The organism is Micromonospora sp. WMMD956 (assembly GCF_029626125.1).
GTDB lineage: Bacteria > Actinomycetota > Actinomycetes > Mycobacteriales > Micromonosporaceae > Micromonospora > Micromonospora carbonacea.
Genome location: NZ_JARUBI010000005.1, coordinates 5,564,512 through 5,578,834, shown reverse-complemented (window position 1 = coordinate 5,578,834; position 14,323 = coordinate 5,564,512). Strand labels below are relative to the sequence as shown.

The following is a 14,323-nucleotide window of genomic DNA, read 5'->3' as shown; positions in this document are numbered from 1 at the left end:
CACAGATGAGACTTCGCAGGTTCGCACCGGTCGCGGCCGTCGCGCTGGCGGCCGGGCTGCTCACCGCCTGCGGCGGCGGCTCCGAGGCCGGCGGCGACAGGCAGAGCGTCACCATGTGGATCTACCCGGTGGTCCCCGACGAGGCCACCCACAAGGGCTTCTGGGACAAGCAGGTCGCCGCGTTCAAGGCCGACCACCCCGACGTCGACGTCAAGGTCGAGATCTTCCCGTGGGCCAAGCGGGAGGAGTCGCTGACGGCGGCGATCGCCGGCGGCAAGGGCCCGGACGTCGTCTACCTGATCCCCGACCAGCTCGGGAAGTTCCAGAAGATGATCGAGCCGGTGGACGACCACCTGCCCGCCGACGCGAAGGCCGACTACCGGGAGAACGTCCGGACCGCCGTCACCCTCGACGGCAAGATGCTCGGCGCGCCGCTGCTGACCAGCAGCAACCCGCTGATGTGCAACGCGAAGGTGTTCGCCGCCGCCGGGCTCACCGAGTATCCGAAGACCTGGGCCGACCTGCTGGCCCTCGCGCCGAAGCTGAAGGCGAAGGGCTTCGACGCCACCAACTACTACGCCGACCCGAGCGCCACGCTCAACCAGTCCTTCTACCCGCTGCTCTGGCAGGCCGGGGGCGACGTGTTCACCGCCGACGGCACGTCCGTGGCCTTCGCCGGGCCCGAGGGCGTCAAGGCGCTGACCTTCCTCAAGCAGCTCGTCGACGGCGGCTACGTCCAGAAGGACCTGATCACCAGCATCCCGGCGTTCGAGCAGACCAACGTGGCGAAGAACAAGGTCGCCTGCACCTGGCAGCACGTCCCCGCCGACGTGGAGCAGTTCTGGGGCAAGGAGAACATCAAGATCTTCCCGCCGCTGAGCGACGTGAAGAGCGTCGGCTACGGCACCGTGGGCAGCCTGTCGATCCTCAAGGGCAGCAAGGCCAAGAAGGCCGCGGGCGAGTGGATCACCTTCGTCACCGCGCCGGCGGTCGCCTCCGCGTACGACGTCGCCGGCGGCTACTTCTCCGCCAAGACCTCCGCCGGGTCGCTGTACCCGCAGGACCCGGTGAGCACCGAGATGGAGAAGACCCTGGGCGCCACCACGGTCGGCCCGCTCCACGAGAAGAGCCGCGAGGTGATGGGCGTGCTCGCCCCCGAGATCCAGGCCGCCCTGATCGGCAAGAAGACCCCGGAGCAGGCGCTCGCCGACGCGGCGAAGGCCGCCGACGCGCTGCTCTGAGCCCCGCCGGCCCGCCGCGGTGCGGCGGCGGGCCGGGCACCACCACACCGGCCCGACCGGCCGGTGTCGAATCTGCGAAGAGGATGGCGAGATGGCCGTACCTGCTCAGCTGCCGGCCCGCAGAGCCCGGCGGGTGATCGCCCGGCGCGAGGCACGATGGGGTCTGCTCTTCGTCCTCCCCGCGTTCCTGCTGTTCCTGGCGTTCCGCTTCGGCCCGGCGATCGCCGGCCTGGTGCTCGGCTTCATGGACTACACGATCGGCGGCGACGCCGAGTGGACCGGCCTCGACAACGCCCGGCGGCTGGCCGACGACCCGGTCTTCTGGCAGGCGCTGCGGGTCACCGCCGGCTACACCGTGCTGTACGTGCCGCTGACCGTCGCCGCGTCGGTCGGGCTGGCGCTGCTGGTCCGGCGCGGCTTCCGCGGCGTCGGCCTGTTCCGGTCGGTGTTCTTCCTGCCGGTGGTCACCAGCCTGGTGCTGGTCGCCACGATCTTCTCCTGGGTGTTCTCCTCCGACGGCCCGTGGTCGCGGATCCTCGGCTGGGTCGGCCTGCCCGACGGCTCCTGGCTGGCCTCCAGCACGCTGGTGCTGCCGGCGCTCGCCCTGGTCGGCGTCTGGTCGCACTTCGGCTACGGCATGCTGATCGTGCTGGCCCGCCTCCAGGACCTGCCCCGCGAGCAGGAGGAGGCCGCGCTCACCGACGGCGCCGGCCCGTGGCAGCGGTTCCGCTGGATCGTGCTGCCCCAGCTCAAGCCCGTGCTGTTCTTCCTGCTGGTGATCGAGACGACCGCCTCGTTCCAGGTCTTCGACCTGGTGTACGCGATGACCGGCGGGGGCCCGCCCGCGCCAGCTACACCCTCGTCATGGCCCTGTACGACCAGGGCTTCAAGTACTTCGACCTCGGCTACGCCAGCGCGATCGGGGTGGCCCTGTTCGTGCTGACGCTGGTCGTCGCGCTGATCCAGCGGCTGACCCTCGGGAGGGACACGTGACCGCCACGACCACCGCCCCCGCGCCCACCCCGGCGCCCCCGCCGCGCCGCCGGCGGCGCTCGTACCGGGCCCTGCAACCCGGGCCCGGCGGCGTCGTGCTGCGCTACGTGCTGCTCGCCGTGGCCAGCGTGGTCACGCTGTTCCCGTTCTACGCGATGGTGGTGCTGAGCCTCAAGCCCGCCGCTGCCGTCGAGTTCCCGGGCAGCCTGCTGCCCTGGCCGATCGAGTTCGACGCGTACGCGACGGTGCTCGACTCGCGGGACATCCTGCGCTGGCTGCTGAACACCACCATCTACTCGGTGGTCAGCGTCGTCGCGGTGCTGCTGCTGGCCGCCATGGCCGGGTACGCGTTCGCGAAGAAGCGCTTCCCCGGCCGGGAGACCATGTTCTGGTCGTTCCTGGCGATGGTGATGGTGCCGTACCACGTCACCCTCATCCCGACGTTCATCCTCATCGCGAAGGTCGGCGGGGTCGACACGTACTGGGGGCTGATCCTGCCCACCCTGGCGAACGCGCAGGCGGTGTTCCTGATGCGGCAGTTCATCCAAGGCCTGCCCGACGAGCTCTTCGAGGCGGCGAAGATCGACGGCGCGTCCGAGTGGCGGATGTTCGTGCGGATCGTGCTGCCGCTGTGCAAGCCGATCCTGGCCACCCTCGGCGTGTTCGTCTTCCTGTGGCACTGGAACGACCTGCTCTGGCCGCTGATCATCGGGCAGAGCGGGGACATGCGCACCCTCACCGTCGGCATCGCCTCCCTCCAGAAGGAGCAGGTGCCGCTCAACGTCATGCTCGCCGGCTCGGTCGTCGCGTTCGTGCCGATCTTCGCCGCCTACCTCGTGGGCCAGCGGTACTTCACCGAGGGCGTCACGATGTCCGGAATCAAGGGATGAGTGCAGTGTTCACTAGTCAGTCCGAGTTGGAGGAGCGGCTCGCCCGGCCCTCGGCGGCGCTCGTCGCCGACCTGGCCGGCGGCGCCGGCGACCTGGTGGTCCTCGGTGCCGGGGGCAAGATGGGTCCGTCGCTGTGCCGGCTGGCCCGCCGGGGGCTCGACGCCGCCGGCCGCACCGGCGACCGGGTGTACGCGGTGTCGCGCTGGTCGGACCGGGCGACCGCCGACGCGCTGGCCGCCGACGGGGTGGAGCCGGTCGCGTTCGACCTGCTCGGCGACGGCGACCTGGCCGGGCTGCCCGACGCCGCCGACGTGGTGTTCATGGTGGGCGCGAAGTTCGGCACCGCCAGCGCCCCCTACCTGGCCTGGGTGGTCAACGCGGTGCTGCCCGCGGCGGTGGCCCGGCGTTACCCGGCGGCCCGGATCGCCGCCTTCTCCACCGGCAACGTCTACCCGATGGTGCCGGTGGGCACCGGCGGCTGCGTGGAGACCGACCCGACCGGGCCGCTCGGCGACTACGCGATGAGCTGCCTCGGCCGCGAGCAGGTGTTCGCGCACGCCGCCGCCACCCGGGACACCCCGGTCGCGGTGCTGCGGCTCAACTACGCGGTCGACCTGCGCTACGGCGTGCTCGCCGACATCGGCCACGCGGTGCTCGCCGGGGAGCCGGTCGACGTCACCACCGGCCACGTCAACGTGGTCTGGCAGGGCTACGCCAACGAGGTGGCGCTGCGCGCGCTCGGGCACGCCCGCAGCGACGTGTTCACCCTGAACCTGACCGGCCCGGAGACCGCCCCGGTGCGCCGGATCGCCGCCCGGATGGGCGAGCGCCTCGGCCGGCCGGTCGGCTACACCGGCGCGGAGGCGTCGACCGCGCTGCTCAACGACGCCACCCGCTGCCACGCGCTGTTCGGCTACCCGGACGTCGCGCTGGGCACCCTGATCGACTGGCAGGCCGACTGGCTGGCCGCCGGCCTGCCCACCTCGGGCAAGCCCACCAAGTTCGCCGTCCGCGACGGGAGGTTCTGACCGTGTCCCTGGACCTGCTGCGCGCGGGGACCGTCATCCCCGCGCACCCGCTCGCGCTGACCGCCGACCGCCGCCTCGACGAGCGGCGGCAGCGCGCGCTGACCCGCTACTACCTGGCCGCCGGGGCCGGTGGCCTCGCCGTCGGCGTGCACACCACCCAGTTCACGATCCGGCAGGCCGGCCTGCTGCGGCCGGTGCTCGCCCTGGCCGCCGAGACCGTCGACGCCGAGGCCGGGCGGCCCGTGGTGAAGGTCGCCGGGGCGTGCGGTGACACCGCCCAGGCCGTCGCCGAGGCCGAGCTCGCCGCCGGCCTCGGCTACCACGCCGTGCTGCTGTCCCCCGTCGTGCCGGGGGCCGACGAGGCGTACCTGCTCCGGCGGGCCCGGGCGGTCGGCGAGGTGCTGCCGGTCGTCGGCTTCTACCTCCAGCCGGCCATCGGCGGGCCGCGCCTGTCCCCGGCCTTCTGGCGCGCGTTCGCCGACCTGCCGTCGGTGGTCGCGGTGAAGCTGGCCCCGTTCGACCGGTACCGCACCCTGGAGGCGGTGCGCGGGATCGCCGCCGCCGACCGGGGCGCGGAGGTGGCCCTCTACACCGGCAACGACGACCACATCGTCGGGGACCTGCTCGGCGAGTTCGCCGGCCGCCGGTTCGTCGGCGGGCTGCTCGGCCAGTGGGCGGTGTGGACCCGCGCCGCCGTCGGGCTGTTCGCCCGGGCCCGGGCGGCCCGGGACGGCGACGCGGCGGCGCTGGCCGAGCTGACCGGCCGGAGCGCGGCGGTCACCGACGCGAACGCGGCCGTGTTCGACGCCGCGAACGGCTTCCACGGCTGCATCGCCGGGGTGCACGAGGTGCTGCGCCGGCAGGGGCTGCTCGACGGGGTGTGGTGCCTCGACCCGGCCGAGGGGCTGTCGCCCGGCCAGGCGGAGGAGCTGACCCGGGTGCGCGCCGCCTACCCGTGGCTGACCGACGACGACTTCGTCGCGGAGCACCGCGATGGCTGGCTCCGGTGAGCAGCGGGCAGCCGCCGGGCCGGCGGGCGGCCCGGCGGTGACCCCGACCACCGGCGCGCGCCGCCCGGTCACCGTGGTCAGCGTGTCCGCCGCGCTGCGGGCCCAGTTCTTCCCCGACCGGGTCGGCGACCGGCTGGCCGCGGCCACCGACGCCACCCTCGTCGACGACCACGCGGCGCTCACCGGCGTCGACCTGGCGTCGGTGCTGGCCCGGGCCGAGGTGCTGGTCACCTCCTGGGGTGTGCCACGGCTCGACGCGGCCCTGCTCGACCGGGCCCCGGCGCTGCGGCTGGTCGCGCACACCGGCGCGTCGGTCAAGCCGTTCGTGACCGCCGAGCTGTTCGCCCGCGGCGTCACGGTCACCCAGGCCGGGCAGGGCATGGCCCGGTCGGTGGCCGAGGCCGCCCTCACGTTCACCCTGGCCCTGCTGCACCAGACGCCCCGCTTCGACCACGCCCTGCACGCCGGCGCCGGGTGGCACCGGGCGGAGCAGGCGCCGCCCCGGCACGAGATCCTCGGCTGCCCGGTCGGCGTCGTCGGCGCGTCCCGCACCGGGCGGGCGTACCTGGAACTGGTCCGTGCCCTCGGCGCGGAGGTCAGCGTCTGCGACCCGACCCTGAACCCGGCGGACGCCGCCCGGCTCGGCGTCCGGCTGGTCGGCCTGGACGAGCTGCTCGCCGGCAGCCGCATCGTCGCGCTGCACGCGCCGACCCTGCCGGAGACCCGGCACCTGCTCGGCGCCCGCGAGCTGGCGCTGCTGCCCGACGGCGCCGGTCTGGTCAACACCGCCCGGTCCTGGCTGGTCGACGAGGCGGCGCTCGTCGCGGAGCTGGCCCGCGGCCGGATCGACGCCGCGCTGGACGTCTTCGACGAGGAGCCGCTGCCCACCGGCCATCCCCTGCGAGGGCTGCCCAACGTGCTGCTCACCCCGCACCAGGCCGCCGGCACCGTGCAGGGCCGCCGGCGTCAGGGCGAGATCGTCGTCGACGAGATCGTCCGGTACGCCAGCGGGCGGCCCCTCGCCCACGCGGTCACGCCCGAGCTGCTCGCCCGGACCGGCTGACCGGCGCGGCCACCCCCACCGGGGCCCGTCGAGGGGCCCGCCGCACCATCTGGAGAGGACACCATGAAGTTCATGCGGATCGGCCCGGTCGGCGCCGAACGGCCGGTGCTGTTCGACGGCACCGACCACTTCGACCTGAGCGGGGTCACCGCCGACATCGACGCGGCGTTCCTCGCCGGGGACCCCGTGGCGCGGGTGCGGGCGGCCGGCCCGCTGCCGCGTCTCGACGTGACCGGGGAACGGGTCGGCGCGCCGATCGCCCGCCCCGGCGCGGTGCTCTGCATCGGGCAGAACTACGCCGCGCACGCCGCCGAATCCGGCGTCGCCCCGCCCGAGCTGCCGATCCTGTTCCACAAGCCACCCAACACCGTCGTCGGCCCGTACGACCCGGTGCTCATCCCGCGCGGCTCGACGAGGACCGACTGGGAGGTCGAGCTGGCCGTGGTGATCGGCAGGCGCGCCCGCTACCTCGACTCCCCCGCCGAAGCCCTCGACCACGTGGCCGGATACGCGGTCGCCAACGACGTCTCCGAGCGGGACTACCAGTTCGCCGACCCGGGCGGCCAGTGGGCCAAGGGCAAGTCGTGCGAGACCTTCAACCCGCTCGGCCCCTGGCTGGTCACCCCCGACGAGGTGGGCGACCCGCAGGCGCTGCGGCTGCGCTCGTGGGTCAACGGCGCGCCACGGCAGGACTCCCGCACCACCGACATGATCTTCGACGTGGCGTACCTGATCTGGCACCTCTCCCAGTTCACCGTGCTCGAACCCGGCGACCTGGTCAACACCGGCACCCCGCAGGGGGTGGCGCTCTCCGGCCGGTTCCCCTACCTCGCCGCCGGCGACGTGCTGGAGATGGAGATCGACGGACTGGGCCGGCAGCGCACCGAACTCGCACCGGCGTGACCGCCCCGGTCGCGTACCGTCCGGCCACCGCGGCGGACGTGCCGTCGCTGCACGCCACCTGGGCGGAGGCGTTCGACGACGCGCACGTCGTCCGGCTGTGGTCCGGCGACCCCGGCCGCCTTCCGCGTACCTTCGTGGCGGTGCAGGCCGGGACGGTCGTCGCCGCCGTCTACTACCTGCCCCGCCGGATCCGGGACGCCGCCGGCGGCGTCGACCTGGTCGGCGGCGTCGCCAACGTGGCCACCCGGCTCCGGGCGCGGGGGCGCGGGCACGTCCGCCGCCTGCTCGACCTGGCCGTCACGGCGATGGCCGCGGACGGCTGCGCCTGGTCGCTGCTGTTCACCGGCACGCCCGGCGTGTACGCGTCCAGCGGCTACCGGCCCTTCGCCCTGCGCTACCCGGCCGGGCGGCCGGCGGCGGCCACCGCCACGGCCCCACCTGCGGGCTGGACCGTGCGGGCGGAACCCGGGGTGGACTGGGCGGAGCTGGCCCCGGTGCACGCGGCGTTCAACGCCGACCGGCCGCTGAGCACCGTGCGGAACGCCGACGACTGGCGGCTCCGGGTGCCGGTCTGGTATTCCCCGCCCACCGAACTGCTGGTGGCCCGCCACGGGGGCCGGGTGGCGGGCTACCTGGCCGCGACCTGGGCTCCCGGGCGCGTCCGGGTGGTCGAGGCCGCCGCCCTGCCCGACCGGCCGGACGCCCTGCCCGCCCTGTTCCGCGCCGTCGCCCGCGCCGCCGCCGCGCGCGACGTGCGGCACTGCGTGGCCCGGTTGCCCGCCGACCCGGCGATCGACGCCGCGCTGCCGTGCCTGCTGGCCGCCCCGGCGGCGGAGGCCGACACCACCGGAATGGTCCGGCCGGTCCACGCGACACCCGACCACGTCGCCGCGATCACGGCGGCGCCCGGGGCGTTCCACTGGCCCGCCGACTACCTGTGACGGCACGCCACACCCGGCCCCGCCGCCGTCGACCTCGTCCGGGCCGCCGCGCGGGGCGGTTGCCGGGTCAGGGGGTGAAGCTGGCGTAGTAGGACGCCCCCATGTCCTGCCCACCGTGCCCCTGGGCCGCCGCCCGCCGGAACCGTTCCGCGCCGGCGGCCACCACGTCGAGGCGTACGCCGTGGTCCTCGCCCGCCGCGACGATCAGCCGGGCGTCCTTCTCGGCGGTCTCCACCGCGAAGCTCGCCGGCGACAGCCGGCCCTGCCGCACGAGGTTGGCCTTGGCGTGCAGGTAGCCCATGTCGAGCGGGCCGCCCCCGATCACCTCGAAGAAGCGGTCCGGGTCGACGCCGAGCGCCCCGGCCAGCGCGAGCATCTCCGCCGCGCCGTGCGTCACCGTGAGCACCCAGCTGTTGGCCACCAGCTTCAACCGGGTGCCGTCGCCCCGCGCGCCGTCCTCGCCCAGCCACACCACCCGGGCCGCGATCGCGTCGAGCACCGGGGCGAGCCGCTCCCGGCCGGCGTGCGGCCCGGCGGCGAGCACGGTCAACTGGCCGGCCTCGGCCGGCTGCCGGGTGCCGAGCACCGGCGCGTCGTAGAAGGCCACCGAGTGCTCGGCGGCGGTCGCGGCGAGCCCGGCCACGTCGCCCAGGCTCGCGGTGGTCGTCTGCAACCAGAGCGCGCCCGCCCTCAGCCCCGGCGCGGCCTGCCCGATCACGTCGCGCACCGTGCCGCCGTCGTACAGCATCGTGATGATCACGTCGGCGTCGCGGACGGCGTCGGCCGGCGAGTCCGCCACGGTCGCGCCGGTCCCCGCCGCCTTCTCCGCAGACCGGTTCCACACGCGCACGGCGTGCCCCGCCTGGACGAGATTGCGGGCCATGGCGGCACCCATGATGCCCGTGCCCAGGACGCTGACGGTCAACTTTTCGGTCATGGACCCATCCTTGCCTACGGCCGGTCCCCGTCGGTCGCGCCGGACGCGACCCGCAGGGCGGCTCCGGGCCCTCCCGGTACGGCTAGCCGGGCGAGGTGACCGTCGGGAGCACGGCGAGCAGCTTCTCGATCCGCTCGGTGCCCGGCCGGTGGCCGGTCGCGGCGTGGCACTGCGCGGCGAGCCGCGCGCTGTGCCAGGCGGCGTCCGGGTCGCCGGCCCGGTACGCGGCGGCGGCGCGGGCGGCGAGCGCCCGGCCTTCGAGGAGCCGGTAGCCGCACTGCCGCGCGACGGAGAGCGCCGCGTGGCACCAGGACAGCGCCGCGGGCTCGTCGAGTTCGGCGAGGCTGACGATGATGTCGGCCTCGATGTAGCGGTCCGCTGACGCGCGCGCGTGCGTCAGCGCCTCCAGCAGGAGACCGACGTGCCCGCCGACGAGGCCCAGGACGTGGAGCGCGACCGCTTCGAGCCGGGGCTCGGCCGGTTCGCGCGCCATGTCGAGCGCCTGACGTGCGAGCGCCGCCGCCCGCGCGTCGTCGCCGCGGTCGTGGTGGACCCGCGCCAGCGCGCACAGCGCGGTGGCGCGGCCCCGGCTGCCCGTCTGCTCGTGCAGCTCCACCGCGGTGGTCAACGTCCGCGACGCCTCGTCGAAGCGGCCGAGGAGGTGGTAGACCGCGCCCAGGTTGTTCAGGATGAGCGCGCGGCTGAACACCGACCGGTTCTGGTCGGCCAGGGCGAGCGCCGCGTGGTGGTGGTTCGCGGCTTCGTCGAGCCGCCCGAGGTCGGCGCAGACCAGTCCGAGGTTGTTGTGGTTGACGGCGACGCCGGCGGTGCGGCGGATCCGCCGGTTGAGCTCCAGCGCCTGCTCCATGACCCGCAGGGCCTCGCGCGGCTGGCCGGTCATCCGGAAGACCGGCCCCAGGTTGCCCAGCGCCGCCGCCTGCCCGTCGTGCCAGCCCGACCGGTTCGCCGACCGCAGCGCCAGCCGGTAGTCGTCGGTCGCCTCGGGGAACCGTTCGAGCCGCCAGTTCAGGGCGGCGAGGCTCAGCCGGGCCGCCGCCTCGGCCTGCTCGTGGCGCGCGGCCTGGGCCGCGGCGAGGCCGAGCCGGGCGACCTCGGACCACTCCGCGGTGTGCATGCCCAGCCAGAGGTATCCCCGCAGCGCGTCCGCCAGCGCCCAGGCGTACGCGTGCAGTCCCTGGCGCGTCGCGTGCCGGGTCGCGGCGACGAGGTTGTGCCGTTCCGCGTCGAGCCAGGCGAGAGCGTCGACGTGGCTGGCGAACCGCATGGGGCGGGCGGGGACCGGCAGTTGCAGGGGCACGCGCAGCACCTGCGGGCACAGCCGGTCGGCCGCGGAGTGCACGCTGAACAGGTACCAGGAGAGCAGGTCGCCCAGCGTCCGCCGGTTGTCGTCCTGCGCCGCGAGCTCGGCGACGTAACGGCCGAGCAGGTCGTGGGTGCCGAAGCGGCCCGGCGTCCGCTCGTGCACCAGGTGCGCGTCGGCGAGGCTGGCGAGCATCCCGGCCGCCTCCCCGGCCGCACAGCCCATCCGCGCGGCGGCCGACTCCGCGGTCACGTCGGCGCCGGGCAGCAGGCCGAACAGGCGGAAGAGCCGCTGGAGCCGTGGCGGCAGGGTGCGGTAGGAGGCGGTGAACGCCGACCGCACCGCGATCTGCTCGTCCTCGCCCACGGCCAGCATGGTCAGCGGGTCGCCGGCGCGCAGCCGGGTCAGGTAGTCGCCGATCGTCTCGTGCCGACGGGTCTGCAGGTCGGCCGCGGCGATGCGCAGCGCCAGCGGCAGGTGGGCGCAGTCCCGGGCCAGGTCCGCGAGCGCGGCTTCCTGACCGACGACCCGGTCCGCGCCGATGACGCGGGCCAGGAGCGCGGTCGCCTCCGGGGGCGCGAGCACGTCCAGCGACAACCGCTGCGCGTCGTGCCGGGCGGCCAGTCCGCCGAGGCGGCCCCGGCTGGTCACGATGACCAGGCAGCCGGCGCCGCCGGGCAACAGCGGCCGGACGTGCGCCGTGTCCCGGGCGTTGTCGAGCACGAACAGCACCCGCCGGTCGGCGACCACGCTCCGGTAGAGGTTCGTCGCCTCGTCGACGTCGTCGGGCACCTGCGCCGGCGGCACACCGAGCGCGCGCAGGCAACGCGACAACGCGTCCAGCGGCGCGAGCGGCGCGCCGGGCGAGTATCCGGCCAGGTCGAGAAAGAGCTGCCCGTCACCGAACAGGGGCCGCACCCGGTGCGCCCACCGGACGGCGAGCGCCGTCTTGCCGACCCCGGCGGTGCCGACGATCGCGACGACCGCGAGGGCGTCGCTGCGCCGGGCCCGGTCCAGCATCGCGTCCAGGTCGGCGAGCGCGTCGGCGCGGCCGGTGAAGGTCGACAGTCCGGCGGGCAGCTGGGCCGGGCGCGGGGCCGGCCCGGTGTGCCGGCCGACGGGCCGCTGGGCCGGCCCGCCGTCCCGGGCGTCGGGCGCGGGCCGGGCCGGCGGGAACTGCTGCCGCAACACCCGCAGGTGGGTCTCCGCGAGCCGGGCTCCCGGCTCGACGCCCAGCTCGTCGGCGAGCCGGCGGCGGGTCCGCTCGAACACCCGCAGCGCCTCGGCCTGGTGCCCCGCCCCCGTCAGCGCCGTCATCAGCCGCACGACGAGGCCCTCGTGGCAGGGGTTCGCGGCCACCAGCCGGCGCAGCGGCGCCACCGCCTCGGCGTGCCGGCCGAGCGCGAACTCGGCGTCGAACAGTTCCTCGGACGCGGCGAGCCGCCGGTCGTGCAGGCTGGCGGCGGCCCCCGGCACGAAGACGGCCGACGCGCCCGCGAGCGCCGGGCCGCGCCACAGCGCCAACGCCCGGCGCAGCAGGGTCGCGGCCGGCTCGTGCTCGCCGGCGTCGGCGTGCCGGCGGGCGTCCGCGGCGAGGCCGGCGAAGACCCGCGCGTCCAGGTCGTCGTCGTCGAGGTCGAGCCGGTACCCGCCGGCCTCCGAGAAGATCGTCTCCGGCAGCTCGGCCGCGCGGGTCAGGTGGCGCAGCCGGGAGACGCACACCTGCACCTGCGCGCGCGCCCGGGCGGGCAGCGCCCCGCCCCACAGCGCCTCGGCCACCTGGTCCGCCGACACCAGCACGTTCGCGTTCAGCAGCAGGTAGGCCAGCACGGCGCGCTGCTGGGGCCGGCCCAACGGCACCCGCTCGCCCCGCGCCACGGCCTCGACCGGGCCGAGCAGGCGCCATCTCATGCAACCCCCAGTGATAGATCGATCACATTTTATTCGTCCACACCTGGGTGGCTATCGGACGGCTAGCCGATGGCAAGGCCGCCCCCGCAGCCTCGTGGGAGGAGCCGGGCAGACGACCCGGGCCAATCTGCAGAGGAGCTTCAATGGGAGGAAGAATCCGCGCCGCCCTGGTCGCCGCCGCGACACTCGGCCTGGTCCTCGCCGCCGCCGGCGTCGCGCAGGCCGACCCGTCGGCGCAGCCGTCGATGCGGGACGCTCGGGCCGCCGCGACGGCCTCGGGTGAGCTCGGCGCCGCCGCGAAGGGCGGGTTCGGCACCGCCGCGACGTGGTACACCGGGACGGTCGCGGCCGGCGGCACGCAGGGCTGGACCTGGACCAACGCCCCGGCCGACGCCGCCTACGTGGTCGGCTACAACCCGGTCGGCGCCACCACCTCGTCCATGTGCCAGTTCGAGACGATCAGCAGCCAGTACGTCCAGCTCTGGGGTGGGCAGCGGCAGTTCCAGTTCACCCTGAAGAACGTCGGCACGATCGCCTGCGGCGCGACGGTCCAGCTCGCGGCGGTGAGCAGCTCGGTCGCCACCTCCACCGGCGGGGTCAGCCCGGGTGGCACCCAGACGCACCTGTGGAACATCCCCTGGAACACCAACTGGGTGGTGGGGCTCAACCCGAGCGGCGCCACGAGCTCGGCGGCCTGCCAGTTCCGGGTGACCCGCACCTGGTTCGTGCAGCCGGCGGCGGCGGGCGCGCTCCGCCAGTTCTACGTGGAGGTCAAGAACGTCGGGACCATCGCCTGCCAGACCGACATCCGGCTCGGCTCCACCGCCGTCTCCTACAACTTCACCATCGCGACCATCGCCTCCGGCACCACCTGGTCCACGATCTGGTTCAACGCGAACCCCGTCACCTCGGTCTACCTGGTCGGCGCGTCGCCCCAGGGCAGCGCGCCCATCACCTGCCAGTTCGAGGTCACCCGCATGGTCTACCGGCAGAGCATCAACAGCGACGGATCGTCCCAGCGGCAGATCCTGATCTCGTTCAAGAACCTCGGCGGCACCACCTGCGGAGGACTCGCCCAGTTGCAGACGATCGCGGCCTGACCCCGTACACCCGGCCGTCGCGCGGCGACCACCACGGTCGTCGCGCGACGGCCGCGACCGGCCCGGCCCCGACGCGGGGCGGGCGGACCGGCCGCGCGCCTGCGCGGCTCTCCCGGTCGCCGCAGGCGGCGCAGCTGCCCATCGTGCTCCCTCCGCGCCGGCGGCCGACGTCGGGCGGCGGCGCAGTCCGCGCCTGTCGGCGACAGCTCAGGGCACGAGCCGCGAAGGCTGCCCGTGGGCCGGAGTCGCGTGGACCCCCGTGCCGTACTCGTACCGCAGGCCGGCGTCTGCGATGAGCCGGCCGGCGTGCGGCAGCACGGGGTGCGCGCCGATCCTGCTCACGGCCATCCGGCGGATCACCCGGTTCAGCCTGCCTGAGGCGCGGCTGACCGCCGGCCAGTCCCACGCGGCGGGATCGCCCAGTCGGGGCACGGTCGCCGCCCACGCCGCGGCCCGCTTCTCCGAGTTGTGGTTGGTGTGGCTCCAGCGCAGCTCCTGCGCGCCGAACGGCCCGCCGTAGTGGAGCTGGACGAGCCCCCAGCCCTCGCAGCAGTGCCGGAACGTCGGGTCGCCCGGCGCCTCCGCGAGCAGGTCGATCCGGCTGACCGTCGGCTCCGGCCCGGAGTCGACGACGAACAACTCCAGGTGTCGTCCCCGGGGCGCGGCGGCGGCCTCGACGGCGGCTCGGAACTCGCGCAGCTCGCCGCCGGGCTCGGAGTCGGACTCGAAGACACGGAACAGGCCAAGCTCGAAGACGGCCTCGACGACCGCCGACCAGTCGGCCTCTGCGGCGTAGAAGTCCAGGTTGGGCACAAGCTGATTGTCCCAGTCGGCAGGATCTCCGGTCACCGCCCAGCCGCGGTCCCGGCCTGCGGTCCCGCGCGGTGACGGGTCGGGTCGGGGACCGCATCGGGCCGCCCGGACGCGGAGTGGGACCCGGCGTAGGCCGGGTCCCACTCCGCGCCGCCTCAGCGGCGACAGCCGG

Annotated in this window: 12 protein-coding genes; 9 read left to right on the top strand and 3 right to left on the bottom strand. The window is 75.0% G+C overall.

Annotated features, from left to right (window positions below; all coding sequences use genetic code 11):
* Positions 1–5 precede the first annotated feature (5 nt).
* The 8 genes from O7628_RS24475 to O7628_RS24440 all read left to right on the top strand — a co-directional run bounded on the left by O7628_RS24475 (position 6) and on the right by O7628_RS24440 (position 8,069).
* The gene (locus O7628_RS24475; RefSeq protein ID WP_278134011.1) at positions 6–1,241 is read left to right on the top strand and encodes a sugar ABC transporter substrate-binding protein; all 1,236 of its coding nucleotides are present in this window, start codon (positions 6–8) and stop codon (positions 1,239–1,241) included.
* Between the two features lie 91 nt (positions 1,242–1,332).
* Entirely contained in the window at positions 1,333–2,184 is an 852-nt protein-coding gene (locus tag O7628_RS24470) for a sugar ABC transporter permease (protein ID WP_278134009.1), read from the top strand.
* Positions 2,185–2,230: 46 nt separating this feature from the next.
* On the top strand, positions 2,231–3,124 hold the full coding sequence (locus O7628_RS24465; protein ID WP_077937264.1) for a carbohydrate ABC transporter permease: 894 nt from the start codon (positions 2,231–2,233) through the stop codon (positions 3,122–3,124).
* A gap of 5 nt (positions 3,125–3,129) precedes the next feature.
* The gene (locus O7628_RS24460) at positions 3,130–4,152 is read left to right on the top strand and encodes an NAD-dependent epimerase/dehydratase family protein (RefSeq protein ID WP_278134007.1); all 1,023 of its coding nucleotides are present in this window, start codon (positions 3,130–3,132) and stop codon (positions 4,150–4,152) included.
* Between the two features lie 2 nt (positions 4,153–4,154).
* Positions 4,155–5,162 (top strand): hypothetical protein, encoded by a 1,008-nt coding sequence (locus O7628_RS24455; protein WP_278134005.1) that lies wholly within the window; start codon positions 4,155–4,157, stop codon positions 5,160–5,162.
* On the top strand, positions 5,146–6,225 hold the full coding sequence (locus tag O7628_RS24450; RefSeq protein WP_278134003.1) for a hydroxyacid dehydrogenase: 1,080 nt from the start codon (positions 5,146–5,148) through the stop codon (positions 6,223–6,225). The genes O7628_RS24455 and O7628_RS24450 overlap by 17 nt, the downstream gene beginning before the upstream one ends.
* A 63-nt stretch (positions 6,226–6,288) precedes the next feature.
* Positions 6,289–7,128: a fumarylacetoacetate hydrolase family protein gene (locus tag O7628_RS24445; protein WP_278134001.1), complete on the top strand. Its 840-nt coding sequence runs from the start codon at positions 6,289–6,291 to the stop codon at positions 7,126–7,128.
* Positions 7,125–8,069, top strand: a complete 945-nt coding sequence (locus O7628_RS24440; protein ID WP_278133999.1) for a GNAT family N-acetyltransferase — start codon at positions 7,125–7,127, stop codon at positions 8,067–8,069. Before O7628_RS24445 ends, O7628_RS24440 begins: the two co-directional genes overlap by 4 nt.
* 67 nt (positions 8,070–8,136) lie before the next feature.
* Here the strand turns inward: O7628_RS24440 and O7628_RS24435 are convergent, their stop codons facing one another.
* Entirely contained in the window at positions 8,137–9,006 is an 870-nt protein-coding gene (locus tag O7628_RS24435; protein ID WP_278133998.1) for an NAD(P)-dependent oxidoreductase, read from the bottom strand.
* An 82-nt stretch (positions 9,007–9,088) separates the two neighbouring features.
* Entirely contained in the window at positions 9,089–12,238 is a 3,150-nt protein-coding gene (locus O7628_RS24430; protein ID WP_278133996.1) for a BTAD domain-containing putative transcriptional regulator, read from the bottom strand.
* Between the two features lie 143 nt (positions 12,239–12,381).
* On the opposite strand from O7628_RS24430, the gene O7628_RS24425 reads away from it, so the two are divergent.
* Positions 12,382–13,338, top strand: coding sequence for a hypothetical protein (locus O7628_RS24425; RefSeq protein WP_278133994.1), 957 nt, complete (start codon positions 12,382–12,384; stop codon positions 13,336–13,338).
* 207 nt (positions 13,339–13,545) lie between these two features.
* On the opposite strand, the gene O7628_RS24420 is transcribed toward O7628_RS24425, so the two are convergent.
* Entirely contained in the window at positions 13,546–14,151 is a 606-nt protein-coding gene (locus tag O7628_RS24420) for a hypothetical protein (RefSeq protein WP_278133992.1), read from the bottom strand.
* Positions 14,152–14,323 lie beyond the last annotated feature (172 nt).